28 protein-coding genes, 1 tRNA gene and 1 other RNA gene are annotated in these 23,363 nt (G+C 67.1%); 16 read left to right on the top strand and 14 right to left on the bottom strand.

Annotated elements, in window-relative coordinates; genetic code table 11:
- Positions 1-6: 6 nt before the first annotated feature.
- On the bottom strand, positions 7-681 hold the full coding sequence (locus ACWPMX_RS08075) for a CDP-alcohol phosphatidyltransferase family protein (RefSeq protein ID WP_455699520.1): 675 nt from the start codon (positions 679-681) through the stop codon (positions 7-9).
- 103 nt (positions 682-784) lie between these two features.
- Here ACWPMX_RS08075 and ACWPMX_RS08070 point away from each other — a divergent pair, with 103 nt between their 5' ends.
- Positions 785-1,366, top strand: coding sequence for a glutathione binding-like protein (locus ACWPMX_RS08070; RefSeq protein WP_455699519.1), 582 nt, complete (start codon positions 785-787; stop codon positions 1,364-1,366).
- Here ACWPMX_RS08070 and ACWPMX_RS08065 read toward each other — a convergent pair.
- On the bottom strand, positions 1,363-3,165 hold the full coding sequence (locus tag ACWPMX_RS08065; protein ID WP_455699518.1) for an ABC-F family ATP-binding cassette domain-containing protein: 1,803 nt from the start codon (positions 3,163-3,165) through the stop codon (positions 1,363-1,365). The genes ACWPMX_RS08070 and ACWPMX_RS08065 overlap by 4 nt on opposite strands.
- Before the next feature lie 100 nt (positions 3,166-3,265).
- On the opposite strand from ACWPMX_RS08065, the gene ACWPMX_RS08060 reads away from it, so the two are divergent.
- The 4 genes from ACWPMX_RS08060 (at position 3,266) to ACWPMX_RS08045 (ending at position 6,526) form a co-directional block, all read left to right on the top strand.
- A complete protein-coding gene (locus tag ACWPMX_RS08060; RefSeq protein ID WP_455699517.1) occupies positions 3,266-3,976 on the top strand; it encodes an SIMPL domain-containing protein in 711 nt (236 codons plus the stop codon).
- A 62-nt stretch (positions 3,977-4,038) separates the two neighbouring features.
- Entirely contained in the window at positions 4,039-4,335 is a 297-nt protein-coding gene (locus ACWPMX_RS08055) for a PepSY domain-containing protein (protein ID WP_455699516.1), read from the top strand.
- An 87-nt stretch (positions 4,336-4,422) separates the two neighbouring features.
- On the top strand, positions 4,423-5,103 hold the full coding sequence (locus ACWPMX_RS08050; RefSeq protein ID WP_455699515.1) for a response regulator transcription factor: 681 nt from the start codon (positions 4,423-4,425) through the stop codon (positions 5,101-5,103).
- On the top strand, positions 5,051-6,526 hold the full coding sequence (locus ACWPMX_RS08045; RefSeq protein ID WP_455699514.1) for a sensor histidine kinase: 1,476 nt from the start codon (positions 5,051-5,053) through the stop codon (positions 6,524-6,526). The genes ACWPMX_RS08050 and ACWPMX_RS08045 overlap by 53 nt, the downstream gene beginning before the upstream one ends.
- Here the strand turns inward: ACWPMX_RS08045 and ACWPMX_RS08040 are convergent.
- The gene (locus ACWPMX_RS08040) at positions 6,523-6,813 is read right to left on the bottom strand and encodes a chorismate mutase (RefSeq protein WP_455699513.1); all 291 of its coding nucleotides are present in this window, start codon (positions 6,811-6,813) and stop codon (positions 6,523-6,525) included. The genes ACWPMX_RS08045 and ACWPMX_RS08040 overlap by 4 nt on opposite strands.
- Positions 6,814-6,895: 82 nt before the next feature.
- Between ACWPMX_RS08040 and ACWPMX_RS08035 the strand changes: the two genes are divergently transcribed.
- From ACWPMX_RS08035 to ACWPMX_RS07995, 9 genes are all read left to right on the top strand, one after another.
- A complete protein-coding gene (locus ACWPMX_RS08035; RefSeq protein WP_455699512.1) occupies positions 6,896-7,912 on the top strand; it encodes a polyprenyl synthetase family protein in 1,017 nt (338 codons plus the stop codon).
- Between the two features lie 30 nt (positions 7,913-7,942).
- The gene (hrpB, locus tag ACWPMX_RS08030; RefSeq protein WP_455699511.1) at positions 7,943-10,369 is read left to right on the top strand and encodes an ATP-dependent helicase HrpB; all 2,427 of its coding nucleotides are present in this window, start codon (positions 7,943-7,945) and stop codon (positions 10,367-10,369) included.
- A 14-nt stretch (positions 10,370-10,383) separates the two neighbouring features.
- Entirely contained in the window at positions 10,384-10,662 is a 279-nt protein-coding gene (locus tag ACWPMX_RS08025) for an ETC complex I subunit (protein WP_455699510.1), read from the top strand.
- Between the two features lie 124 nt (positions 10,663-10,786).
- An RNA gene (gene ffs / locus ACWPMX_RS08020) (signal recognition particle sRNA small type) lies at positions 10,787-10,881 on the top strand.
- Positions 10,882-10,931: 50 nt separating this feature from the next.
- Complete coding sequence (locus tag ACWPMX_RS08015) at positions 10,932-12,761, top strand: DNA polymerase III subunit gamma/tau (RefSeq protein WP_455699509.1); 1,830 nt, start codon at positions 10,932-10,934, stop codon at positions 12,759-12,761.
- Positions 12,758-13,099: a YbaB/EbfC family nucleoid-associated protein gene (locus ACWPMX_RS08010; RefSeq protein ID WP_455699508.1), complete on the top strand. Its 342-nt coding sequence runs from the start codon at positions 12,758-12,760 to the stop codon at positions 13,097-13,099. The genes ACWPMX_RS08015 and ACWPMX_RS08010 overlap by 4 nt, the downstream gene beginning before the upstream one ends.
- A 77-nt stretch (positions 13,100-13,176) precedes the next feature.
- Positions 13,177-13,653, top strand: a complete 477-nt coding sequence (locus tag ACWPMX_RS08005) for a Csu type fimbrial protein (protein WP_455699507.1) — start codon at positions 13,177-13,179, stop codon at positions 13,651-13,653.
- Positions 13,654-13,744: 91 nt separating this feature from the next.
- Positions 13,745-16,135 carry an endopeptidase La gene (gene lon / locus ACWPMX_RS08000; protein ID WP_455699506.1) on the top strand — a complete coding sequence of 797 codons (2,391 nt, stop codon included), beginning with the start codon at positions 13,745-13,747 and terminating at the stop codon, positions 16,133-16,135.
- A 175-nt stretch (positions 16,136-16,310) separates the two neighbouring features.
- Positions 16,311-16,604 carry an HU family DNA-binding protein gene (locus ACWPMX_RS07995; protein WP_455699505.1) on the top strand — a complete coding sequence of 98 codons (294 nt, stop codon included), beginning with the start codon at positions 16,311-16,313 and terminating at the stop codon, positions 16,602-16,604.
- Between the two features lie 45 nt (positions 16,605-16,649).
- On the opposite strand, the gene ACWPMX_RS07990 is transcribed toward ACWPMX_RS07995, so the two are convergent.
- Positions 16,650-17,516 carry a hypothetical protein gene (locus ACWPMX_RS07990; RefSeq protein ID WP_455699504.1) on the bottom strand — a complete coding sequence of 289 codons (867 nt, stop codon included), beginning with the start codon at positions 17,514-17,516 and terminating at the stop codon, positions 16,650-16,652.
- A 10-nt stretch (positions 17,517-17,526) separates the two neighbouring features.
- Positions 17,527-18,318 (bottom strand): 23S rRNA (guanosine(2251)-2'-O)-methyltransferase RlmB, encoded by a 792-nt coding sequence (gene rlmB / locus ACWPMX_RS07985; RefSeq protein ID WP_455699503.1) that lies wholly within the window; start codon positions 18,316-18,318, stop codon positions 17,527-17,529.
- Positions 18,319-18,436: 118 nt separating this feature from the next.
- Here rlmB and ACWPMX_RS07980 point away from each other — a divergent pair.
- Positions 18,437-18,522 (top strand) — tRNA-Tyr (locus ACWPMX_RS07980).
- A gap of 9 nt (positions 18,523-18,531) precedes the next feature.
- Here ACWPMX_RS07980 and ACWPMX_RS07975 read toward each other — a convergent pair.
- From ACWPMX_RS07975 to ACWPMX_RS07935, 9 genes are all read right to left on the bottom strand, one after another.
- Complete coding sequence (locus ACWPMX_RS07975) at positions 18,532-19,629, bottom strand: tyrosine-type recombinase/integrase (RefSeq protein ID WP_455699502.1); 1,098 nt, start codon at positions 19,627-19,629, stop codon at positions 18,532-18,534.
- Positions 19,616-19,798, bottom strand: coding sequence for a hypothetical protein (locus tag ACWPMX_RS07970; protein WP_455699501.1), 183 nt, complete (start codon positions 19,796-19,798; stop codon positions 19,616-19,618). Before ACWPMX_RS07970 ends, ACWPMX_RS07975 begins: the two co-directional genes overlap by 14 nt.
- Positions 19,795-20,016 (bottom strand): hypothetical protein, encoded by a 222-nt coding sequence (locus ACWPMX_RS07965; protein ID WP_455699500.1) that lies wholly within the window; start codon positions 20,014-20,016, stop codon positions 19,795-19,797. The genes ACWPMX_RS07970 and ACWPMX_RS07965 overlap by 4 nt, the downstream gene beginning before the upstream one ends.
- A gap of 145 nt (positions 20,017-20,161) precedes the next feature.
- The gene (locus ACWPMX_RS07960) at positions 20,162-20,527 is read right to left on the bottom strand and encodes a hypothetical protein (RefSeq protein ID WP_455699499.1); all 366 of its coding nucleotides are present in this window, start codon (positions 20,525-20,527) and stop codon (positions 20,162-20,164) included.
- Entirely contained in the window at positions 20,524-20,766 is a 243-nt protein-coding gene (locus tag ACWPMX_RS07955) for a hypothetical protein (RefSeq protein WP_455699498.1), read from the bottom strand. Before ACWPMX_RS07955 ends, ACWPMX_RS07960 begins: the two co-directional genes overlap by 4 nt.
- On the bottom strand, positions 20,763-20,960 hold the full coding sequence (locus ACWPMX_RS07950; RefSeq protein ID WP_455699497.1) for a hypothetical protein: 198 nt from the start codon (positions 20,958-20,960) through the stop codon (positions 20,763-20,765). The genes ACWPMX_RS07955 and ACWPMX_RS07950 overlap by 4 nt, the downstream gene beginning before the upstream one ends.
- Positions 20,961-21,176: 216 nt before the next feature.
- Complete coding sequence (locus ACWPMX_RS07945) at positions 21,177-21,599, bottom strand: hypothetical protein (protein ID WP_455699496.1); 423 nt, start codon at positions 21,597-21,599, stop codon at positions 21,177-21,179.
- The gene (locus tag ACWPMX_RS07940) at positions 21,596-22,042 is read right to left on the bottom strand and encodes a hypothetical protein (protein WP_455699495.1); all 447 of its coding nucleotides are present in this window, start codon (positions 22,040-22,042) and stop codon (positions 21,596-21,598) included. Before ACWPMX_RS07940 ends, ACWPMX_RS07945 begins: the two co-directional genes overlap by 4 nt.
- A complete protein-coding gene (locus tag ACWPMX_RS07935) occupies positions 22,042-22,329 on the bottom strand; it encodes a hypothetical protein (protein ID WP_455699494.1) in 288 nt (95 codons plus the stop codon). Before ACWPMX_RS07935 ends, ACWPMX_RS07940 begins: the two co-directional genes overlap by 1 nt.
- A 150-nt stretch (positions 22,330-22,479) precedes the next feature.
- On the opposite strand from ACWPMX_RS07935, the gene ACWPMX_RS07930 reads away from it, so the two are divergent.
- On the top strand, positions 22,480-23,301 hold the full coding sequence (locus ACWPMX_RS07930; protein WP_455699493.1) for an HIRAN domain-containing protein: 822 nt from the start codon (positions 22,480-22,482) through the stop codon (positions 23,299-23,301).
- Positions 23,302-23,363: the final 62 nt, after the last annotated feature.

Below are 23,363 nucleotides of genomic sequence, written 5' to 3'. Positions count from 1 at the left end.
TCCGGCTCAGCTGCCGATACGATCAGAAGCGGCGAGGTTGCGACCGACGCGCACCGTCTGCACCACGAAAATCGAGATCAGCAGCAGCGCCAATCCGCCGAACAGGATATCGAACGCATTGAATCCAGCGATCCGCCCCACGTCCGGCCCGAGAATCCCCATGGTGATCGTCAGCGCGACGAGGATGATGCGCAGTTCGGTCGGGCCAGCGCCCATGTGCGACAGTGGGAAATCGCCTGCGACCTTGGCCAGCAGAAATGTGTGCACTGCCAGCAGGAGGTACGCGACCACCGCGAACATAGCGACGTCGACCCGCAGGTACGGGCTGAGGCCGATCCCGCCGAGGATCAGGAGCGAGGCGAACCCGTCGGCACTATGGTCGATGAAATAGCCGAACCGGGGTCGCTCGATCCCGCGAAACCGCGCGATCGTCCCGTCGAGCGAGTCGCCGAACCAGTGTACGAAATATCCGACCACCGACACCACGAGCCACGCCGGGTCGTAATTGCTCAAGGCATATCCGAGCCCGATGGCCAGGGCCGCCAGCAGCGCGAGCGAAGTCAGCCGATCGGGGGTAACCGAGGCGGGCAGGCGCGGACAGATCCACGCGAGCAGCCGCTTCTCTCCCTCGGCGAGCACGTTACGCTGGATGCGCCGCGGGCTCTGTAACGGAACAGTCATGCGGGGCGCATTGCGCGCCCGAAGGTGAACGGCAAGCGAATTCGGACGAAGCGAGGAACCGCAAGGCTCCATCCGCCTTCCTCTTGCGAAGGAGTCCGCAGCGATGAAGCTCTACTATTCCCCCGGTGCCTGCAGCCTCGCCAGCCATATCGCGCTCGTCGAGGGCGGCGATGCGTACGAGAAAGTGCGGGTCGACTTGAAAGAGCACCGCACCGAGCACGGCGACGATTTCTACGCGATCAGCCCGCGCGGCTATGTCCCCGCGATCATCGACGGCGAATATGGCTTGGTGACCGAGAATCCCGCTGTCCTAGCCCTCGTCGCGGAGCGCACCGGCAGCCTGCCGACGGGCGAAGCCTATTACCGGATGCTCGAGTGGGTCGGCTTCGTCGGCACCGAGATCCATTCCGGCTACCACCCGCTGTTCGGCGGCGCGCCGACGAGCGAGCAGGCCGAGGCCAAGGTGGCGCTGGCGAAGAAGTATGCGCTCGCCGCGAAGCTGATGGACGGTGCCAATTGGCTTGCCGGTAACGGTCCGACGGTCGCCGACAACTACCTGTTCGTGACGACGCTGTGGGCGCGCAAGTTCGGGGTCGAGCTGCCGGCCGCGATCGTCGAGTTTCAGGATCGCAACCTGGCCCGGCCCGCCGTAAGGCAGGCGATGGCGGAAGAAGGGCTGGGCTAGCCCTCGACCGCCTCGGCGAGTTCGAGCCAGCGTTCTTCTGCCGCGTCCTTCTCGGCGCGGGCGTTGGCGATCCCTTGCGAGATGGTCGCGAACCGCTGCGGATCGCGGGTGTAGAGCGCGGGATCGGCGAGAATGTCCTCGCCCTTTGTTATCGCCTTCTCCAACTCCTCGATCCGCGCGGGCAGCAGCTCGTAGTCGCGCTGGTCCTTGTAGGAGAGCTTGGCGGCGCGCGCAGGCGGCGGGGGCGGGGCGACCGGAGCCGATGCTTTCGCCTGCTTCGCGACCGGAGCAGATGCAGCCCGCCGCCGCGCCGCCCAGTCTTCGTAACCCCCGGCGACGACATCGACCTTGCCGCTGCCGTCGAGGCCCAGCGTCATGGTCACCGTCCGGTCGAGGAAGTCGCGGTCGTGGCTGACGATCAGCACGGTCCCATCGTAATCCGCGATGACCTCCTGCAACAGGTCGAGCGTTTCCAGGTCGAGGTCGTTGGTCGGTTCGTCGAGCACGAGGAGGTTCGACTTGCGGGCGAATTCGCGCGCCAGCAGTAATCGGCTGCGTTCGCCGCCCGACAGGGTGCCGACCTTGGCATCGACGATCGAAGGATCGAACAGGAACTCCTTGAGGTAGCCCTGCACGTGCTTGCGACCGTCGCCGACGTCGATCCAGTCGCCGCCTTCGGCAAGCACCTGTCGGACGGTCTTGTCGGGCGCCATCAGGCTGCGCTGCTGGTCGATCATCACGCCGGTCAGCGTCTTGGCGATCGTTACGGTGCCGGTGTCGGGCGTCATTTCGCCGGTGAGCAGCTTGAGCAGCGTCGTCTTGCCGGTGCCGTTCGCGCCGACGACGCCGATGCGGTCGCCGCGCTGGATGCGCAAGTTGAGGTCGCGGATGATACGGCGCTCGCCGAACGACTTCGACACCGCGTCGGCGACGATGACGGACTTCGACTTGAAGTCTTCCTCCACCGCGAGCTTGAGCTTGGCGGTGCCCTGCGGGTCGATCATCGCCGCGCGCTGGGCGCGCATCTGCCAGAGCTTCTCGAGCCGTCCCTGGTTGCGCTTGCGCCGTGCGGTGACCCCGCGTTCGAGCCAGTGCGCCTCGATCTTCAGCTTCGCGTCGAGCCGTTCGGCGTTGCGCGCTTCCTCGGCGTAGACCTGATCCTCCCACGCCTCGTATCCACCGAAGCCGACGTCCTTGCGCCGCATCGAGCCGCGGTCGAGCCAGAGGGTAGTGGTCGTGAGCCGCTTCAGGAACGTGCGGTCGTGGCTGATCACCACGAACGCACCACGAAAGCGCGTCAGCCAGTCCTCGAGCCAGTCGATAGCGGCGAGGTCGAGATGGTTGGTCGGCTCGTCCATCAGCAGCAGGTCGGGGTCCTGCGCCAGCGCGCGTGCGATCGCCGCGCGCCGCCTTTCGCCGCCGCTGGCCTTGGCCGCCTCGCGTGTCATGTCGATGCCGAGCTGCCCGGCGATCGCTTCGACCTCGTGCACCGCGGGCGGGTGCACACCGGCAAGCGCCCAATCCATCAGCGTGACATGATCGGTGAAGTCGGGCTCCTGCTCCAGCAGGACGATGCGCGTGCCGGGTTTGACCTTGCGCAGCCCTTTGTCCGCCTCGATCTCGCCGTCGATCAGCCGGAATAGCGTGGTCTTGCCCGCTCCGTTGCGGCCGATCAGCGCGATCCGGTCGCGCGGCCCGATGTGGATGTCGAGTCCACCCGTCTCGGGGCCGCCGAACAGCCAGCGCCCGCCCTGTTGCAGGCCGAGACCTTCCCAGCTGAGGATCGGAGGTTGTGCCATGGGCCGGTGCGCCTAGCCGCCGCACCGCCTCGGAACAAGCCGGTTCAGCGGCGCGTAATGACGCCGAGGCCAATCGCCCGGTTGAAGGAGACACTGTAACATGATCCGCACTTTCATTCCGCTTGCCGCAGCCGCCGCCATTGCCGCCCCCGCGATGGCTGCCGATGTCCAAGTCGCGAGCCAGGGTCCGGTGGTCGAATTGTCGATCACCGAAACGGTCAAGGCCAAACCCGACATCGCCGAGGTCAGCGCTGGCGTCACCACACAGGCGCCCACCGCGGTCGAGGCGATGGCAGCGAACGCCAAGGCGATGGATGCGGTGGTCGCGCGGATCAAGGCGCTCGGCATTGCCGCCGCCGACATCCAGACGACCGGCATCAACCTCGGCGCCCAGTACGATTACGACCAGGCGCAGCAGCGGCAGGTCTTCCGCGGCTATCAGGCGTCGAACCGCGTCACCGTGACCTTGCGCGACGTGAAGCGGACCGGCCCGGTGCTCGATGCGCTCGTCGCTGCCGGGGCGACCGACCTCGGCGGACCGAACTTCTCGATCGACGACGATACGGCACCGCGTGCGCAGGCGCGCAAGGCTGCCTTCGACAAGGCGCAGGCCCAGGCGACTGAATATGCGCGCTGGGCGGGTTATACTGGCGTGCGGCTGCTGTCGGTCAACGAGGCGGTGAACCCCGGGCGGCCGATCCCGATGATGGAGCGCGGCATGGTGGCGATGGACGCTAAGGCCACCCCGGTTGAACCCGGCCTTGTGGGTACGGCGGTCACCGTCAACGTCACGTTCGAGATGACTCGCTGAACGGAACGCGGCGGCGACATTCACGGGTTGTTCAATGGGTCAGGGGTAGGCATCACTCCGCCATGAACAAGATCGTTGCCTCGATTGTCGCCGCCGCGCTCCTTGCGCCCGCCGCGCCTGCGCTCGCGCAGCAGCGCAGCGACCAGGGCGAAGCGCGGAAGGAAATGCGCGCGGGTAACGTGCTGTCGCTGCGCCAGATCGAGGGCCGCGTGCTGCCGCAGATGCGCGGGGCCGAGTACCTTGGCCCCGCCTACGATTCGACCGCAATGGCCTATCGCCTGAAGTTCATTCGAGATGGGCGCGTCACCTATGTCGACGTCGATGCCCGCACTGGCCGCGTGCTTGGCGTATCCCGCTAAGCGTCTCCGGAAACTTGTCACTCGGTTGACGCGTTCATGTTGAGCGCCCACATCCGGGTCGCACGATAGAACGGGGACCACTCGCCCATGCGCATTCTGATCGTCGAGGACGAGCCAACCCTCGGCAAACAGCTCAAATCCACGCTCGAGCAGACGGGCTATGCCGTCGATCTTTCGACCGACGGTGAAGACGGGCACTTTCTCGGCGCGACCGAGGAATACGATGCCGTGATCCTCGACCTCGGTCTGCCCGAGATCGACGGGCTGACCGTGCTCGGCATGTGGCGCAAGGAAGGGCGCAAGTTCCCCGTCCTTGTGCTGACCGCGCGCGATTCGTGGTCGGACAAGGTTGCCGGTCTCGACGCCGGGGCCGACGACTACCTCGCCAAGCCGTTCCAGACCGAGGAGCTGATCGCCCGCCTGCGCGCGCTGATCCGCCGCGCATCCGGCAACACTTCGAGCGAACTCACCGCCGGGCCGGTCCGGCTCGACACCCGCTCGGGCCGCGTCACGCTGTCGGGCGAGCCGGTCAAGCTGACCGCGCAGGAGTACAAGCTGCTCAGCTACCTGATGCACCACAAGGGCAAGGTGGTCAGCCGTACCGAGCTGATCGAGCACATCTACGACCAGGATTTCGACCGCGATTCCAACACGATCGAGGTCTTCGTCACCCGCATCCGCAAAAAGCTGGGCGCGGACGTCATCACGACCATCCGTGGCCTCGGTTACAGCCTCGACGACCCCGACGAGCAGCCCCGCGCGAACTGAGCCCGCTGCCGGCGGCGCGGGCGACCAGCCCGTGCCCGACGCAGCGGCGACCGCCGCGCCGGCCTCGCCGCCGCATACCGGCAGCCTGTCGCGCCGGATGCTGCTCATCGCGTTCGGCTGGATCGCGATCCTGCTGCTCGCGGGCGGATTCGCGCTCGACCGGACGCTGACCAACCTCGTCGAGAAGAACTTCGACGATCAGCTCGGCTATATCATGACCGCGATGGTCGCCTCTGCCGAGATCGCATCGGACGGGGAGGTCTATTTCATCCGCCCCTTGGGCGACCAGCGCTTCCTCGAGCCGAACAGTGGGCTCTACTGGCAGATCAGCGGCGAAGGACACGACGATTACCCCAGCCGCAGCCTGTGGGATCGCAGTCTGCAGGTGCGCCGCGACTACACCGATTCGCAGTTGCATATCTATGATTCGAACCAGTTCCCGGGCGAGGAACTGCGGGTTGCGGAACGCTCCATCATCCTGCCGGGAAGCGACGTTCGCTGGTGGTTCACCGTCGCGGCGAGCCGGGGCGAGCTCGATTCGCAGCTCTCGCGCATCCGCTCGATCCTCTACTGGAGTTTCGCGATCCTCGGCTTCGGCTTGTTCGGCATGGCGGTGCTGCAAAGTTGGTATGGCCTCGGCCCCTTGCGCGGCGTGCGCCGGGCAATCCAGCACATGCGCGTGAGCGGGGTGAACCGGGTGACCGATCCGCTGCCGCTCGAAGTGCAGCCGCTGGTCGAGGAATTGAACGGCCTCCTCGCACACTCCGAAAAGCAGGCAGAGGAGGCGCGCACCCATGCGGGCAACCTCGCCCATGCGCTGAAGACGCCACTCACCGTGCTGACCAACGCCGCGACCGCGCACGATCCGCAGCTCTCGGAACTCGTGTGCCGCGAGACCAAGACCATGCAGCGGCACGTGGAGCACCACCTTGCCCGAGCGCGCGCGGTTGGGCGCCGTGCGACGGGCCTGTCGCGCGCCGAGGTCTGGCCGAGCGCGCAGGCAGTGTTGCGCGCGGTCACTCGCATCTACGAGAACACCAGGTTCGACCTCGACGGGAATGCCGAAGCAGTCGTTTCGATCGAGCGGCAAGACCTCGACGAGATTCTCGGCAACCTGATCGAAAACGCCGCCAAGTACGGTGGCGGGAGCGTGTTCGTGACGGTCGATGCCGAGCCGAGCGACACGCACTGCATCATCTGGGTCGAGGATGATGGCATGGGCATCCCAGACGCAGAGCGCACCCGGATTTTCGATCGCGGCGCGCGGCTCGACACCGGCAAGCCCGGCACCGGCCTAGGCCTTTCGATCGTGCGCGACGTGGCGGAAATCTACGGCGGGGATGTCACGCTGGACGAGAGCGAGGACCTTGGCGGACTGCTCGTGCGGCTGATCCTGCCGCGCGCGGCCAGGCAACCGGACTAGCTGGCGCGCGCCTGCTCGTGATGGCGGATGACCTCGTCGATCACGAAGCGGATGAACTTCTCGCTGAATTCGGGGTCGAGGTGCGCGTCTTCGGCCAGCTTGCGCAGGCGGGCGATCTGCGCCGCTTCGCGTCCCGGGTCGGCTGGGGGAAGGTTGGCCTGCGCCTTGTATTCGCCCACTGCCTGCGTGATGCGGAACCGCTCGGCCAGGATGTGGATCAGCGCGGCATCGAAGTTGTCGATGCTCTTGCGATAGGCGGCCAGCACGGGATCGGGGATTTCGCTCATGGTCGGGCCGGGACGATAGCGGCGATTCCGCGCTTGCCAAGAAGCCAAGGCTTTTCCATGGCCAAGCCATGAGTGCGTGCCCATGACAGCAGAGATCGTCCCGCTCCACCGCCCCGGTGCGCAGCCCTCGCTCGACCCGATGCTCGCCCTGACTGCGCCGGGGATGAACGCGGTGAATGCCGTGATCCTCGACCGCATGCAGTCGCGCATTCCGCTGATCCCGGCGCTGGCCGGCCACCTGATCTCGGGCGGCGGCAAGCGGCTGCGACCGATGCTGACGCTCGCTGGGGCGGAACTCGTCGGCTACAACGGGGCGCGGCACCACAAGCTCGCCGCAGCGGTCGAATTCATTCACACCGCGACCCTGCTCCACGACGACGTCGTCGATGGCAGCGATCTGCGGCGGGGGAAGGCTGCGGCCAACATCATCTTCGGCAATCCCGCGACCGTGCTGGTCGGCGATTTCCTGTTCAGCCGCGCGTTCGAACTGATGGTCGAGGACGGCAGTCTCAAGGTGCTCAAGATCCTCTCGAACGCGAGCGCGGTGATCGCGGAGGGTGAGGTCGACCAGCTCACCGCGCAGCGCCAGATCGATACCAGCGAGGAACGCTATCTCGCGATCATCCGCGCCAAGACCGCCGCGCTCTTCGCTGCCGCCAGTCGCATCGCCGCGGTCGTTGCCGAGTGCGACGACCGGCACGAACAGGCGCTCGACGAATACGGCCGCAACCTCGGCGTGGCGTTCCAACTTGTCGACGACGCGATCGATTACGATTCGGATGCCGGCACGATGGGCAAGGCGCGAGGCGACGACTTCCGCGAAGGCAAGATGACCCTGCCGGTGATCCTCGCCTATGCCCGTGGCAGCGAAGAGGAGCGCAAGTTCTGGCAGGCCGCCATAGCCGGTCATAACGCCGGCGACGACGCGCTCGACGAGGCGACCCGGCTGATCGCGAAGCATGACGCACTGGCAGCGACACGCGAACGTGCGCGCCATTTTGCCCAGCGGGCTATCGACGCGCTGTCGATCTTCCCCGACAGCGCCGCGCGCCGGGTGATGACCGAAGCGGCCCAATTCGCGGTTTCTCGCGGGTATTGACCTGCCGCCCGTTGCGCTAGGGCACCGGACGTGAGTTCCGACCTGCCGATCCACGCCGTGTTGCCCGATCTCGTCGCCGCTCTGCGCGAGCGGACGGGGGCGGTCCTGATCGCGCCGCCGGGCGCGGGCAAGACGACCGCTGTCGCGCCCGCGCTGATCGGCGAAGCGTGGTGCACCGGCCAGGTCATCGTTACCTCGCCGCGCCGGGTCGCGGCGCGCGCGGCGGCGGAGCGGATGGCCGAATTGCTCGGCGAGAAGGCGGGCGAGACGATCGGCTACGCCACCCGGATGGACAGCCGACAGTCGGCGCGGACGCGAGTGCTGGTGGTGACCGAGGCGATTCTCGTCAACCGGCTGCTCGACGATCCTGAGCTTGGGGGCGTGTCGGGGATCCTGTTCGACGAGGCGCACGAACGGCACCTCGACGGCGATCTCGGTCTGGCGCTGGCGCTGGAGAGTCAATCGGTGCTGCGCGAGGACCTGCGGCTGGTGGCCATGTCCGCGACGATCGACGGGTCGCGCTTCGCCCGCCTGCTGGGCGAGGGCTCCCCGGTCATCGAGAGCGCTGGAAAGGCCTTTCCGCTCGAAATCAGGTGGCTGGGATCGTCTCCCGACAAGCGCACCGAAGACGCGATGGCGGACGCCGTCGCTGCTGCGTGGCGCGAGAACAAGGGCGACGTGCTCGCCTTCCTGCCCGGCGTCGGGGAAATCGAGCGGACGCGCGAACGGCTGGAAGCGCGGCTGAAAGACGCGATGATCCTACCGCTCCATGGCCAGGTCGACCCTGCCGGACAGCGCCTTGCGATCCGGCGCGATCCGCAAGGTCGACGGCGCATCGTGCTTGCGACGAGCATCGCCGAAACTTCGCTGACGCTCGACGGCGTATCGGTCGTGGTGGACAGCGGCCTTGCCCGGCGGGCGGAGTTCGACAAGGCGGCGGGCACCACCCACCTCGTGACCGGGCGGGCGAGCCAGGCGGCGGCGACGCAGCGCGCGGGCCGTGCGGCGCGGCAGGGACTGGGGGTGGCCTATCGCCTGTGGGAGGAGGCAGCGCATCCGGGGCGCCCGCCGTTCGACCCGCCCGAAATGCTCACCGCCGACCTCGCACCGCTCGTGCTGGCGCTGGCTCAGTGGGGGGCGGGCGATCCGGCGGCCTTAGCGTGGCTCGATCCGCCGCCCCCGGCGGCGCTGGCTGCGGCCCGGGCGCGGCTCGAAGGTCTCGACGCACTCGACGCGGATGGCCGCATCACCGATCGGGGCCGCAAGCTCGCCGCCCTGCCGCTCGACCCGGCCCATGCTGCGATTGTATTGGCCGGCGCGGAGGCAGGGGCGGGGGACACCGCCGCGCGCATCGCGCTGTTGCTGCAGGAGCGCGGATTGGGCGGCCGGGGCGACGACCTCGAACAGCGTCTGTCGCGCTGGAACGGTGATCGCGGTGCTCGGGCGGAAGCAAGCCGCAAGCTGGCGGCTGGCTGGTCACGCAAGGCGGAGTCACTCGTGGGCACGGTAGCACGCTCGGCTGTCCCGCCCGCCGTGCTGCTTTTGGCCGGACTACCCGACAACCTGGCGCGGCGACGCGACGCTTCGGGCGAGCATTGGTTGTCCGCGGGGGGGCGGGGCTACCTCCTCGACCCGGCTAGCTCGCTCGCGCGCGCCGAGTGGCTGGCGATCGGCGACGCCCAAGGGCAGGCGAAGGGCGCGCGGATTACCGCCGCGCTCCCGCTGACCACAACGGAAGTCGAACGCTGGCTGGCGGACCGCATCGAGCGGCGCAGCGTGCTCCAGTGGACTGGAAGCCGGGTCGAGGCGCGCCTCGAGCGAAGGATCGGTGCGATCACGCTCGCCAGCGGACCCGACCCCGCGCCGGACGCGCAAGCGGTTGTGGATATGCTGGTGGAGAAGGCGCTGGATAACCTGTCGGCAGTCGTGCCTGCCGAACTGGCCGCGCGGGCGCAATTTGCCGAGGTTGCTGCATTGAGCGCCGAAGAATTGCGCGGATCGGCGGATATTTGGCTCCGGCCACTGCTCGCAGGTCGGCGCGACCTTGACCTACCGCGCGGAAAGATCGTCGATGCCTTGCTAGGCCTGCTCGACTGGGACGCCCGCCAGCGCCTCGACCGACTGGCCCCGCGCGAATTCGCCAGTCCCGCGGGGACGACACACCCCATCGATTACGCGGGCGACGACTCGCCGAGTGTCGAAGTGCGGGTGCAGGCGCTGTTTGGGCTCGAATCGCATCCGATGGTCGGCGACACGCCGCTGCTGTTGAAACTTACCAGCCCGGCCGGTCGTCCGCTGCAGGCGACCCGCGATCTGCCCGGCTTCTGGCGGGGCAGTTGGAAAGATGTGCAGCGCGACATGAAGGGCCGCTATCCCCGGCATCGCTGGCCCGACGAACCATGGACGGAGAAGCCGAGCCTCAAGACGAAGAACGCCTTTCAACGCTCGGGAAGCTGAATTAAGGGACCCTCATGACCGCCAGAATCTACCAGCGACCCAAGAACGCGATGCAATCGGGCAAGGCGCTCACCGATCAGTGGGTCCTGGAGTTCGAGCAGTCGGAGGCACGCCAGCCTGATCCGCTGATGGGCTGGACCGGCAGCGGCGACACGCAGGCGCAGGTGATGCTGAAGTTCGCCACGCGCGAGGAGGCGCAGGCCTATGCGGCGAAGTACGGCATCCCCGCGCGCGTCCACGCCACCCCGCCGCGGAACCTGAAGATACAGGCCTACGCCGACAACTTTAGATGACCCTCAAGCGCCGGGCGCGGCCCGTCCGGGCCGCTTGGCTTTCCTCGCATAAGCTCGGGCGGCCGTTCGTTTCCTTCGCTTTGCATGAGCTTGATTAGCGTGCGAGTTGCCGCCATATGCGCCGCCGGGAGTCGGTCGGACGTTTGCGTTCGCTCACCGGGTCAGGTCCGGAAGGAAGCAGCCCAGGTGGATTGCGACGGGTCGGCCGGCTCCTCATTATCCCCAATCGCCGACATGACTTTCGCATCGCGAAGCCCTAGCTTCGCCGCATGACCGATTCCGGGGACATGTTCGGCGATACCCCGTCCGACGACGAAGCCGACGATGCGGCCGAGGTAAGACCCACGGCAGCCGAGTTGGAGGCTGCGGGGCAGAACTCGATGTTCGGCGATCCGGCTTCTGCTGCCGCGCCTGAACCTCTCCCTCCGCCACCGCCGCCGCCACGGTCCGCTGCTACACCGTCCGCTGCTACACCGCCCGCGCAGTCGGCTCAGCCCTATCGTGTACTCGCCCGCAAGTACCGTCCGCGCACGTTCAGCGAGCTCATCGGGCAGGAGCCGATGGTGCGTACGCTGGCCAACGCGATCAAGCGGGACCGACTGGCGCACGCGTTCCTGATGACCGGGGTGCGCGGGGTGGGCAAGACTTCGACCGCACGGCTCATCGCCAAGTCATTGAACTGCGTCGGGCCCGACGGGAAGGGCGGTCCGACGATCGACCCGTGCGGCGTGTGCGAACCCTGCGTCGCGATCGCCGAGGGTCGCCACATCGACGTGATCGAGATGGACGCCGCGAGCCACACCGGTATCGACGACATCCGCGAGATCATCGAGGCGGTCCGCTACGCCGCGGTCAGCGCTCGGTTCAAGATCTACATCATCGACGAGGTTCACATGCTGTCGAAGCAGGCCTTCAACGGCCTGCTCAAGACGCTCGAGGAACCGCCCGGCCACGTGAAGTTCCTGTTCGCGACGACCGAGGTCGAGAAGCTGCCGGTGACCGTCCTGAGCCGTACCCAGCGGTTCGACCTTCGGCGCATCCCGGCCGAACTGCTCGAGCAGCACTTCGCGAGCATCTGCCGACAGGAAGGCGTCGAGGCCGATGCCGAGGCGCTGCACCTGATCGCCGCCGCCGCCGAAGGGTCAGTGCGCGACGGACTCTCGATCCTCGACCAGGCGATTGCCCACGCCGATCTCGATACCGAAGGCAAGGTGACCGCCGAGCGCGTGCGCGACATGCTCGGCCTCGCCGATCGCGGCGCGCAGCGGCGCCTATTCGCGAGCCTGCTCGAAGGCGATCCACAGAGCCTCCTCGCCGCGCTTGGCGACCAGCACTCGCTGGGGGTCGAGCCGCTGGCGTTGATGCGCTCGCTGATGGACCTCACCAACCGTATCACGGTCACCCAGGTGGGCGGCAGCGGCGCCGATGCGCCCACCGCCGAGGAACGCGCTACGATCGAGGACTGGGCCGCGCGGCTTGCGCCTGGTCAGCTTCACCGACTGTGGCAGCTCCTCCTCAAGGGTTACGACGAGGTGAGGGGCGCGCCGGACCCGCTCGTTGCGGCGCAGATGGCGCTATTGCGCACGCTCCACGCTGCCGATCTGCCGGATCCGGGCACATTGGCGAAAAAGCTCGAGGAGGTCGCTTCTCGGCCCGCCTCAGCCGCGTCGGTGGCGGGCCAAGGTGGGACCGTGGCGCCGGTCGCCGCCGCTCCGAAGTTCGATTGGGTCGAGCTTGTCGAGCGGATCGAACGCGAGACCGGTTCGCTCCACCTCGCCTCGCGATTGCGGATGCAGGTCCGTCCGGTCGAACTCACCGGCGATCGGCTGGTCTACGCCCGCGCGCCCGGTTTCAGCGATGACCTCGCGCCGGAACTGCGGCAGGCCCTCCTCGACCTTACCGGCCAGCGCTGGACCGTCGAACAGGTCGCCGAGGGCGGCGAGCCCACGCTCGTCGAACGCCAGGCCGAAATGAAGGCCGAGGCGGACGCAAAGATGCGCGCGCATCCGCTGGTCGAGGCGACCTTTGCCGCATTCCCAGATGCCCAGCTCGTCGCTGACGACGATGCGGGCGCACCCCCTTGGAGACGAAACGCATGAAATCGATGGAAGAGATGCTCGCCGCCGCGCAGAAGGCCGCGGAGACCATCCAGCAGCAGATGGGCGATGCCCAGGCCAAGCTCGACAGCCTCGAGGTCGAGGGCGTCGCGGGCGGCGGCCTCGTCAAGATCCGCGCCACCGCCAAGGGTCGCATACTTTCGGTCTCGATCGACGACAGCCTGATCGTGCCCGAGGACAAGCAGATGCTCGAGGATCTCGTCACCGCGGCCTTCAACGACGCGCGGGGCAAGGCGGACCGGGTGGCGGGCGAAGAGATGGCGAAAATCCAGTCGGGGATGGGGCTGCCGCCGGGTTTCAATATCCCCGGCCTCGGCTGAGGGTGAACTTGGCCCTAACGGACACATGCGTGGTTAACCCGATTTAATCTGCGCGCGAAGTGAGGCATTCTGCCGAAATGGGCAGGGCCTCGGTCTCGATCCTGATTGCGGCGAGCGCGGTATTTCTCGCGGCCCCGGCTGCTGCGCAATCCGGCGTGGCGACTTCGTCGATCGACGTGTCGCTGGTGGTCGAGCCGGCGTGCAACGTCACTGCCGCTCCGCTCTCGTTTCGCGGCACTGCCGGTCGAACTATCGATGCCGAGGCCGGGATCGCCGTAACCTGCAACGGCGAGACCGCCGTGGCGGTGCGGATCGACGGAGGCACCAACGCGCTCGGATCCGAACGGCGATTGCGGGGCGAGCGGGACCATGTCTCGTACGCTGTCTATTCCGACCTGGCGCGCGGCCAGCGGTGGGATGCCGGGCGGGCGATCACCGGTGTGGCGCGCGACGGGCTTTTGAACCTGACCGCATACGGTCGGGTCGAGCAAGGCGCGACACTTGCCGCCGCCGGCGCCTACTCGGACACGATCGCGGTCACCGTCGAATTCTGAGAGGTTACCTCCGTCCACAACGGGGGAGCGGATCGGGATTGCACGGCTGCAACCGCGACCCCATATCCGATGCCAAGGACGGATATTTCGCATGAATCAACTTTTCCCCCTGCTTCCTCTTCGCGACATCGTGGTTTTTCCCGGCCAGGTCGTGTCGCTCTTCGTCGGGCGCCAGAAATCGGTCGCCGCGCTCGAGGCCGCGATGGAGGGCGACAAGGACATTTTCCTGCTCGCCCAGCTCGATCCGGGCACCGACGACCCTTCGGACGATGACCTTTACGATGTTGGCGTGGTCGCGCAGGTGCTCCAACTATTGAAGATGCCCGACGGCACCGTCCGTGTGCTTGTCGAGGGCGGTGCGCGCGCCGAGCTCGTCGCGATGCGCGTTGAGAAGGACCATCTCGTCGCCGAGGTCGAGGTCAAGCAGCCGGTCACCGCTGCGGGCAGCGAGGTCGTGGCGATGATGCGCCAGGTCGTCGAACAGTTCGGCGAATACGCCAAGCTCAACAAGAAGCTGGGCGAGAATGCCAACACCGACCTCGGCGAGATCGACGATGCCGGCGAACTCGCGGATACGATTGCCGCCGCGCTGGCGGGCAAGGTGTCCGACAAGCAGTCCATGCTGACCGAGCGCGATCCGCTGAAGCGCCTTGAGATGGTCATGTCGGTGATGGAGGGCGAGCTTTCGGTCCTTCAGGTCGAGCGCAAGATTCGCGGCCGCGTGAAGCGTCAGATGGAGAAGACCCAGCGCGAATATTACCTCAACGAACAGTTGAAGGCGATCCAGAGCGAGCTGGGCGGCAGCGACGGCGAGGATGGCGACGAGATCGCCGAGCTCACCGAAAAGATCGCCAAGCTCAAGCTGTCGAAGGAGGCGCGCGCCAAGGCCGAGGGCGAGCTCAAGAAGCTCAAGACCATGCAGCCGATGAGCGCCGAGGCGACGGTCATTCGCAACTACCTCGACGTGCTGCTCGGCCTGCCGTGGGGCAAGAAGTCGAAGCTGAAGCGCGACATCGCTCGCGCGCAGGCGGTGCTCGACGAGGACCACTACGCGCTGGAAAAGGTCAAGGACCGGATCGTCGAATACCTCGCGGTTCAGGCGCGCACCAACAAGCTGAAGGGGCCGATCCTGTGCCTCGTCGGCCCTCCGGGCGTGGGCAAGACCAGCCTCGGCAAGTCGATCGCCAAGGCGACGGGTCGCGAATTCGTGCGCCAATCGCTGGGCGGCGTCCGCGACGAGGCCGAAATCCGCGGTCACCGCCGGACTTACATCGGCTCGCTGCCCGGCAAGATCGTCTCGAACCTCAAGAAGGCGGGAACCAGCAATCCGCTGTTCCTGCTCGACGAGATCGACAAGCTTGGCCAGGATTTCCGCGGCGATCCCGCTTCGGCGCTGCTGGAGGTGCTCGATCCGGAACAGAACAACAAGTTCCAGGATCACTACCTCGAGCTCGACCTCGACTTGTCGGACATCATGTTCGTCACCACTGCGAACAGCCTGAACCTGCCGCAGCCGCTCCTCGACCGGATGGAGATCATCCGTCTCGAGGGCTATACCGAGGACGAGAAGGTCGAGATCGCCCAGCGCCACCTCGTGCGCAAACAGGTCGAGGCGCATGGCCTCAAGAAGGGCGAGTTCGAGCTGACCGAGGATGCACTGCGCGACCTGATCCGCTACTACACCCGCGAGGCAGGCGTCCGCACGCTCGAGCGCGAAATCGCGCGGCTGGCGCGCAAGAGCTTGCGCAAGATCCTTGAGAAGACGGTCGAAAGCGTCACGATAACGCCGGAGAATCTCGGCGATTTCGCCGGGGTACGCAAGTTCAAGCACGGTGTTTCGGAAGAAGAGGCGCAGGTCGGCGCAGTGACCGGGCTTGCCTGGACCGAAGTCGGCGGCGAGCTGCTGACGATCGAAAGCGTGACGACGCCGGGCAAGGGCGAGGTCAAGACCACCGGCAAGCTCGGTGAAGTCATGAACGAAAGCGTTGCGGCCGCCTTCAGCTTCGTGAAGGCACGCGCGCCTGCCTATGGCATCAGCCCCCGGCTGTTTCAGCGCAAGAACATCCACATCCACTTGCCCGAAGGCGCAGTGCCCAAGGATGGACCGAGCGCGGGCATCGGCATGGTCACCTCGATCGTCTCGACGCTTTCGGGCGTAGCGGTGCGCCCCGACGTGGCCATGACCGGCGAAGTGACCTTGCGTGGCCGTGTGCTCGCGATCGGCGGCCTGAAGGAGAAGCTGCTCGCTGCTCTTCGTGGAGGGATCAAGACGGTCCTCATCCCCGAGGAGAACGTCAAGGACCTCGCGGAGATACCGCAGAATATCAAGGACGGACTCGAGATCGTGCCCGTGGGACACGTCGATCAAGTGCTCGAACGTGCGCTCGTCGCGCCGCTCGATGCGATAGACTGGACCGAGGCTGACGATCTGGCGAGCCAGCCGGGGTCGAATCCCGCTGGAGATGGCGCGACCGCCCATTGATCGGGCGAACATCGGTCCGGATTTGGTGCGGTTTGCGTGCGGTGAGGCGACAAATCGCTCCATCCGCCGCAATCCCATCAATTCTTCCGGATTAATCTTTGACTCACGCCTTTAAAGGCATTCTTCTCCGCGCTTTCGTGCTGGCGATTCTGTCGCGCCGGCTTCGTGCGCTGCAGTGAACAACAAGGGGGAAGGAATGAACAAGAACGATCTCATCGGATCGGTTGCCGAAACCGCGGGTCTCTCCAAGAGCGACGCCGCGAGTGCGGTCGAGGGCGTTTTCGATGCGATCACGGCGGCGCTCAAGAAGGGCGACGAGGTGCGACTGGTCGGCTTCGGCACCTTCTCCGTCGCGCGCCGCAAGGCCTCGACCGGGCGCAACCCCCGCACCGGCGAGCCGATGAAGATCAAGGCGTCGAACCAGCCGAAGTTCAAGGCTGGCAAGGTCCTGAAGGACTCGGTCAACTGACCGGCTGCCGGGGGTTCAAGGAGCGCCCCGGCAATCCACTGACACTTAGTCTATCCGCACGAGTGCCGTCGGTGCGCTCTTCGTTCGTGCGTTGATCGTCCAGCCGAGCGCTCGGCCGTTGGCCGCAGGCTTCGGTCCTTCGTCGGTATTGTTGGCGAGAATTTCGCCATCGGTCGTGATCGTGAAGGTGCCGTCGATACGCGGCATTGCGGGCATCTGTTCACCGTCCTTGCCGGCGGGCATCGGCATCCCGCCCATGCCGGCCATCATGCCCTGGAACGGATTGCCGCTCGATTGGGGCGCGAAGCCCGGGGCGTCGATCCGCACCGTACCGTCCGCGCGCCGCGTCACCGCGACGAACACGTTGACCATCGGGAAGCCTTCCATGGTCGGGAACTGGAAATCGTGGTCGATCTTGCCGGTCAAAGCGAAGCTCACGTCGAACAGGCCGTCACCCTTGTGGTCGACGCGCCTCCAGCCCGCCTGGCGGCGCAGCTTGGCGGCGAGTTCGTCTGCCGCGGCCGGATCGGCCGGGTCGATCCCGCCGAGCATCGCGCGCATCGATTCGGCTTCCTGTGCCTTTTTTTGCGCCCGTTCGGCGGCACCTTCTTCCCAGGCCGCGCGCTGGTCAGCGAGTTCCTCGTCGGTGCATTCGCGCTCTTCGATATCATCGGTGTAGCAGGTGTCGGCGGTAAATTCGTCCGAGCCCGCCTGGTTTCCCATCTGCGCAAGCTTGCTCAGCGCCATGAGATGAATCTCGCCATCGTAGGTGTAGGTGAACGCGCCGCCCTTGCGCAGGTCGAGCGTCGAGGCGAACTTTCCCGGCCACAACAGGCAGCCGCTCAGCACCAATGCCATCGCCACAACGAAACCGGCACCGGCGATCCGGCGCATCGTTAGACTACCCCCCATAAGCCCCCCCTCAGTCGGGCCGCGTGGCGACCGCGTAGAGCGCGACCGCGGCGGCATTGGATACATTGAGACTTTCCATCGCGTCGGAAATCGGCAGTTTGGCCAGTGCGTCGCAGTGACCCGCGATATTGTGCCGCATCCCTTCGCCCTCCGCGCCGAGCACCAGCGCGACGCGGCCCGTGGGTAGGGCCTCGGCGAGTGTCGCCTCGGCCTCGCCGGCCAGCCCGATCCGCCAGTATCCGGCCTCTGCCAGCTCATCGAGCGCGCGGGCAAGGTTTACCACGCGGATCCATGGCACGATCTCAAGCGCGCCACTGGCCGACTTCGCCAGCGTGCCCGATTCGGGCGGGGCATGGCGGTCCTGGGTCACGATCGCCGCCGCGCCGAAAGCCGCCGCCGATCGCATGATCGCGCCGACGTTGTGCGGGTCGGTCACCTGGTCGAGCACGAGGATCGGCGCATCGTCGCCGCCGATCACGTCTTCGAGGAACACGTCGTCGAGCGGGCCGCATTCCAGCACCAGACCCTGGTGCGGTGCGTCGCGAGCGACGAGGCGCGCAAGATCGGCTGCATCCGCCCACTCGACGGGAAAGTCGCTCGGCAATTCGCCGTCGAGCGAAGCGACGCCTTCGCGCGTGGCCCACAACTTGCGGTGGCTGCGTTCGGGGTTCTTGAGCGCGGCCTCGACCGCGTGCCGGCCCCACAGCCGTACCTGCCCGGTGCTCGCGCGGCCGGAACCGCGTCCGCCCTGCATTCGTCCCGCCCGTCCGCGCATCGCGCGCTTCTTCTCGCCTTTCGCCATTCGAGCGCCCTGCCAGCAGGGCCATTGACAGGCAAGCGCCGCTTCGCCATTGCGCGCCTTCCTCGGCCGGCCGGCCCCTAAGCGGGGCTCATTTCAATCGGAACGGCAGGCCCTGTGTGGACAGGTGGCCGAGTGGTTAAAGGCAGCAGACTGTAAATCTGCCCGCGCAAGCGTACGCTGGTTCGAATCCAGCCCTGTCCACCACCTGCCCTCCTAAGCGCCTGTTTTATCATCGTTTTGAGGAGGGTTGGACAAGGCCAGTTCTTCAAGGTTGGACAAAGCGCGGTCCGCCAGGGCGGGGCGGTTGGCCTGGGCGCGGTACTTGGCGAAGGTCGCGGGTTTCTTGTGACCGGTGACTGCCTGGCCTTCGGCGTCGGTCGCGCCACTTTCCGCGAGTCGGCGGCTCGTGGCCTTGCGCAGTCCGTGCAGCGTGCAGTTGGGCAGATCGGCATCGTCGCACCATTTGCGCATCCGGTTGCCGAGGCCGGCGTCCGTGAATGGCTTTCCGAACTGGGTCGTCACGAGGTAGCGGATCGGCGCTGCAGGAAGCGCGTCGAGCGCGGCGCGACAGGCGGCGGTCATTGGCACGCTGGTCTGTTCGTTATCCTTCGCGTGCGCGACGACGATGCGCCCGCCCTGCAGATCTTCACGGGTCAGCTTGGCCACGTTGCAACGCCGCGCGGCGGTGTTCAGCGCGAGCTCGAGCACGAGGCGGGCCATCGAGCCGAGCGGGTGCGCTGCGCGGTACAGGGCGATCTCCGCGTCGGTCCACGTGTGAAAGCCCTTCCCGTCAGGGAACTTCTCGGTCAGCCGGGCTGGATTGTCGGTGCGCCAGCGGAGCCGAATCGCCTGGTCCATCAGGCCCGACAGCATCTTACGCAGCACGTTCGCAGCTCCCGGCGTATCGGCCATGCCCGCGAGAATCGCGTCGAGCCAGGCCACCGTCACCGCTGCGGCAGGACGCTCGCCGTAGCGCCGACCCTTGCGATCGACGCGGTCGAGGAAGCGCTCGATGATGCGGCCGTGCACGTGCTTCGTGTTGTCGGCTTTGCGCTCCCACCGGGGCGTCTTCTTCATTCGGGCGAACAGGTCGTCGAGGCTGCGCGGCGTGACCGGCCGAGCCGATGCCACGGGAGGGGGCACTGTGGGCCCGGCGGTCAGCAGCTCGGCCAGCGCGGCGTGGAATTCGGCGGTGTTCGGTTCGCCGGGCAGATAGCGGCTCGGCCAGCCCGATCGGCGGAAGCGGTAGCGAAGCTTGCCGTGGCGATCGCGCACGGCGTTTACGTTAGCCGGAAGGTCAGGTGTCGTCATCTTCCCAGTCCTCGGGATGCGGCTCGGGCGGCGGCGCCGATTCGCCGAGGATGATCTCGATCCGCTGCGCATTCAAGTCGAGCACGATCCGCGCAGGCACGCCCGAGGCCACGGCACACTCCGTAGCGCGGGCGATGTCGGCCTTCGTGATGCGCGCGGGGGCGGTCATATCAGCTTCGGGGCTGGGTCGCGGGCACGGTCGCGCTCGGCGGCCCATCGGTCGATGGCTGCTTTTTGCTCGGCCTCGGGAGCGGTTTTCAGTTCACTGTTCGCCGCGACGAATCGCGCGATGCAGTGGCCGATCTTCTCCGGGCAGCCGTCCCACCAGTGCCAGCAGCTGCCCGGTCCCAGGGCGGGATCGCGTGAACAGATGGACTTGCGCGCCATCAGGCGGCCTCCGCTTCCCGACAGGCAAGGCTGGGGGCGTCGACCGACAGGCCCTCGCGTGGTAGAGTGTGCGTCACCCCGCGCGCAGGGAAATGCCCGGCCTGCGCATCACCGGCGACCCGGCTGCTGTTCGTCGTCGGCAGGGTCATGCGTCTGCCAGCTCATCGCGCTTGGCGAGCCACAAGAGGCGCATCGCGACCGATGTGCGAGCGCGCCCCATTCGCCGGGCGATCTCGATCTTCGTAACACCCTTGGAAGTGAGATCGATGAGCTGGTCATCCTCGGCCTGTGTGAATAGCCGCATCGTGCGGCCATCGCCGCGGGCGTAGGCAATCGGCCTAGTCGGCACCGGACGAGGCTTCTCGCGCGGGGAGAATGCGCCCTGCTTGAGGCAGTGGTACAGCGCCGCGCCGGGCGAGACGCCGAACTTCATGCCGATCCGCTGGTGCGACCACCCCCGCTCTCGCAGCTCGGCCATCTGGGCGACCTGGTCTTCGGTCAGCTTGCTCATCCGGGCCACCCTTCGATGTGCTTCGCGCAGGCGTTGCGCAGGTCGATCAGGGCTTCGCGGTAATCGTCGTCGCAGGATTCGATCTCTGCCAGGCGCAGGTCGATCGCGTGGACGTTGGCCTCGGCCAGCTTCTCGACCACGCCGAGGTCGCCGAAGTGGCCCTCGTCATCGTGCATCAGCAGACCGGTGACTGCGTCGGCGGCCTGGTGCGCGGCGATCAGGGCGGCGGAGCGGCTCACGGCGCGACCGGGTGCGGGGTGGTGGACCAGGCGCTCGGCACGGCGACGTCCGGCCAGGTGCGGCCGCCGACGACCGCGACCAGCGCGAGGGCGGCGAGGATCGCGCCGGCGATCAGCAGGCGGTCGCCGATGTCGTCGGCGCGGCGCTTGCGCAGCTGGCGATCGTGGAATGGGTCGGGGCTTTCGTACTGCATGGCTTCGGCCTCGCATTGAACGGTGTGGATGGGGTCAATCACGGCGTGGCGGCCGCGAAGAGGGTCGCGAAGGCGCAGAAGCCCAGCAGCAGCGCGGCGGTGCCGAGAGCGTCGCGGATGGCGGCGGCGCGGGTCACGCGGTCCACCATGCGACGATGCCGCCGATCGAGATGAACGCGGCGACGATCGCGCCGGGGATCCAGTGGGGGACGCGGATCATGCAGCCTCCTGCAGTTGGTCGTTGGCGATCACGCGGGGTGGACACCCGCACCAGATCGCGAGGTATTGCAGGCGGGTGGCCTGCTCGGCCCGGCGCGGGTCTGTGGGGTGTTCCATTGCTGACGAGACCGCCGCGTCGCGGCTGCGGGCGAGTTCGGCGCGCATGTCGTTCGGGTCGCACAGGCGCAGCGCGGCGATCGCGCGGGCGTGAGTCTTGCCGTCCGGTTCGTGGCGGCGGATATCCTCGAGCATGCGGGCGGCCTCGGGCGGCTCGGCCCCGGCGTGGAGCGCGAGGGCGAGCCACGGCATCAGGCGCGCGTCGGCCTCCTCGGGCGACCAGCGGTGCGCGGCGACCATGTGGCGCGCGGCGGCGAGGCGTTGCTGCCACTCGGCATCGGCGAGGCGGGCGACGTGGGTCATTGCTTGTCGGCCCCGGCCGAGCGAAATTTCCGATCCAGAAGCTCGTTCGCATTCGCTATCGCATCTTCTACCGAAAGCAGTGGATAGCCGTGGAACGGGCGGGCGTGGAGCGCGAAGAGAAGCGACTTGAGCGCTCGTTCAGTCTGCCCGTGATGGAATGAGGCGCGGTTGGCATCCGCCAGCATCTCTACCAGCAGCCATTTGAGGTTGTCGGCGCTGCGAATGCCAGCCCATGTTGCCATCTGCCGCGCTACTGCGCCCGCTGAAACGGTGCCGTCCTTGCGCTCGTCGGCTACGTCCGCGTCAACGGCGGCATACTGGCTAGCTGGATAGACGAAGACATCGACGCCCTCGATTGTCATGGGTTCGGGCGCGTTGGGCCTCGGCTCAAGCTGCTCTACGATCGACTCGCTTACAGGCTGGTCGGGGGGTGTGGTGGTCATCACCGGCGGCCCCGGGTGCGACGTTGCTTGCGGCCCGCGTGGAGGGCGGCGTCTTCGGTGGGGTAGAGGTCGCGTTCCTCGACCGTGGTGTTTCCGCTCGACCCGCGATCGTCGTACCAGTGGCCGGAAATCCGCGTGTACGTCTTGACCAGGCAGGTGCGCTCTTCGCCCGGTTGTGCGGGCGGGTTGCGGCGGAGCACGAGCACGCGCTGACCGGTGCCGCGGCGGTAGCCGATGCTGCCGACCTGCGGCAGCGGGGTGTCTTCGGTGAATTTCGCGGCGAGCATGGGTTTCTCCACTGGCTGGTGGGTTATCCCGATAATGATGGGTTTTCCCATCGTCAAGCGGTTTCGATGGGAAAACCCATCACGCTTGTTTCACGGCCGGCGGTCGCGCAGTCTGGCCACGCTCGATCGCACGAGTGGCAGGGGAAACAGATGCCGAAGAGTTATTCGGTCGGGATCGTGGGGGAATCGAACTACCAGGCGGCGATCCGCAACTTGCGCGAGGGCGAGCGCGTGTTCCTGCAGCCCGAGCCCGACAATCCGCACGATCCGCGCGCGATCGCGGTGCGCGACGGTGAGGGGCAGACGATCGGATATATCCCGCGCGACAGCTGGCTGACCGGCGCGATCATCGACGAGGGCAAGGGATCCCGCGCGCTGGTCGAGCGGATCGACGGCGGCGACAGGGGGCGGCCGAGCCTGGGCGTGGTGCTGGCGGTGGAGCTGGGCGAGAAGGGGGCGCCGGTCGTGGCGGCAGCGAAGCCCGCGTCCGCCGTCGCTCCGGCGCAAGGGGAGCGCAACCGGCATTCGGTGCGGAACGGGCTGATCGGGATAGGCGGGCTTGTGCTGGTGCTGGCGATGTGCACGCCCGACGATGCGAAGGACGGGGGTGGTGCGGACGCGCTACCCAGCGGAGCGGCATCGTCTGCGCTTGGTGCACCGGTGCCGGAGAGTTCCGCGGGCGCGCGGGGCGCGGAAGCGGCGGCGGCGATCGCGAAGGAAAAGGCCGGATGCGAGAAGGCGCTGGCGGGGCTGACCGACACGGGTCTGATCCGCGAGCGCGAGGGCGACACTGTAGTCGTGGAGGATGCGAACTGGGCGGGGCTACCCTATCGCGACAAGGTCAACGTGCTGCGCGCGGTGGTCTGTGTGCGGACCGGCAAGTTCGAGCCTGTGGGCAGCGACAAGGCATCGGCCTATGCCTATCGCAGCGGAGACCGATTGCTGACGCTGACACCTTCGGGCGCCTTCTGACCCCGTCTGGCTGTGTTTGGTCGGCCTACCGCTGCGCTAGTTGTCCCGGCTTCGCCGGTTCT

The sequence above is a fragment of the Tsuneonella sp. HG094 genome (assembly GCF_053819285.1).
The sequence above is the reverse complement of the archived record's forward strand: the minus strand, read 5'-3'. Positions and strand labels throughout refer to the sequence as shown.

Excerpts from the sequence above, each read along its gene's own strand:
- ACWPMX_RS08075 (WP_455699520.1), bottom strand. The coding sequence starts at position 681 with ATGACTGTTCCGTTACAGAGCCCGCGGCGCATCCAGCGTAACGTGCTC.
- ACWPMX_RS08070 (WP_455699519.1), top strand. The coding sequence starts at position 785 with ATGAAGCTCTACTATTCCCCCGGTGCCTGCAGCCTCGCCAGCCATATC.
- ACWPMX_RS08065 (WP_455699518.1), bottom strand. The coding sequence starts at position 3,165 with ATGGCACAACCTCCGATCCTCAGCTGGGAAGGTCTCGGCCTGCAACAG.
- ACWPMX_RS08060 (WP_455699517.1), top strand. The coding sequence starts at position 3,266 with ATGATCCGCACTTTCATTCCGCTTGCCGCAGCCGCCGCCATTGCCGCC.
- ACWPMX_RS08055 (WP_455699516.1), top strand. The coding sequence starts at position 4,039 with ATGAACAAGATCGTTGCCTCGATTGTCGCCGCCGCGCTCCTTGCGCCC.
- ACWPMX_RS08050 (WP_455699515.1), top strand. The coding sequence starts at position 4,423 with ATGCGCATTCTGATCGTCGAGGACGAGCCAACCCTCGGCAAACAGCTC.
- ACWPMX_RS08040 (WP_455699513.1), bottom strand. The coding sequence starts at position 6,813 with ATGAGCGAAATCCCCGATCCCGTGCTGGCCGCCTATCGCAAGAGCATC.
- ACWPMX_RS08035 (WP_455699512.1), top strand. The coding sequence starts at position 6,896 with ATGACAGCAGAGATCGTCCCGCTCCACCGCCCCGGTGCGCAGCCCTCG.
- ACWPMX_RS08025 (WP_455699510.1), top strand. The coding sequence starts at position 10,384 with ATGACCGCCAGAATCTACCAGCGACCCAAGAACGCGATGCAATCGGGC.
- ACWPMX_RS08015 (WP_455699509.1), top strand. The coding sequence starts at position 10,932 with ATGACCGATTCCGGGGACATGTTCGGCGATACCCCGTCCGACGACGAA.
- ACWPMX_RS08010 (WP_455699508.1), top strand. The coding sequence starts at position 12,758 with ATGAAATCGATGGAAGAGATGCTCGCCGCCGCGCAGAAGGCCGCGGAG.
- ACWPMX_RS08005 (WP_455699507.1), top strand. The coding sequence starts at position 13,177 with ATGGGCAGGGCCTCGGTCTCGATCCTGATTGCGGCGAGCGCGGTATTT.
- lon (WP_455699506.1), top strand. The coding sequence starts at position 13,745 with ATGAATCAACTTTTCCCCCTGCTTCCTCTTCGCGACATCGTGGTTTTT.
- ACWPMX_RS07990 (WP_455699504.1), bottom strand. The coding sequence starts at position 17,516 with ATGGGGGGTAGTCTAACGATGCGCCGGATCGCCGGTGCCGGTTTCGTT.
- rlmB (WP_455699503.1), bottom strand. The coding sequence starts at position 18,318 with ATGGCGAAAGGCGAGAAGAAGCGCGCGATGCGCGGACGGGCGGGACGA.
- ACWPMX_RS07975 (WP_455699502.1), bottom strand. The coding sequence starts at position 19,629 with ATGACGACACCTGACCTTCCGGCTAACGTAAACGCCGTGCGCGATCGC.
- ACWPMX_RS07970 (WP_455699501.1), bottom strand. The coding sequence starts at position 19,798 with ATGACCGCCCCCGCGCGCATCACGAAGGCCGACATCGCCCGCGCTACG.
- ACWPMX_RS07965 (WP_455699500.1), bottom strand. The coding sequence starts at position 20,016 with ATGGCGCGCAAGTCCATCTGTTCACGCGATCCCGCCCTGGGACCGGGC.
- ACWPMX_RS07960 (WP_455699499.1), bottom strand. The coding sequence starts at position 20,527 with ATGAGCAAGCTGACCGAAGACCAGGTCGCCCAGATGGCCGAGCTGCGA.
- ACWPMX_RS07950 (WP_455699497.1), bottom strand. The coding sequence starts at position 20,960 with ATGCAGTACGAAAGCCCCGACCCATTCCACGATCGCCAGCTGCGCAAG.
- ACWPMX_RS07945 (WP_455699496.1), bottom strand. The coding sequence starts at position 21,599 with ATGACCCACGTCGCCCGCCTCGCCGATGCCGAGTGGCAGCAACGCCTC.
- ACWPMX_RS07940 (WP_455699495.1), bottom strand. The coding sequence starts at position 22,042 with ATGACCACCACACCCCCCGACCAGCCTGTAAGCGAGTCGATCGTAGAG.
- ACWPMX_RS07935 (WP_455699494.1), bottom strand. The coding sequence starts at position 22,329 with ATGCTCGCCGCGAAATTCACCGAAGACACCCCGCTGCCGCAGGTCGGC.
- ACWPMX_RS07930 (WP_455699493.1), top strand. The coding sequence starts at position 22,480 with ATGCCGAAGAGTTATTCGGTCGGGATCGTGGGGGAATCGAACTACCAG.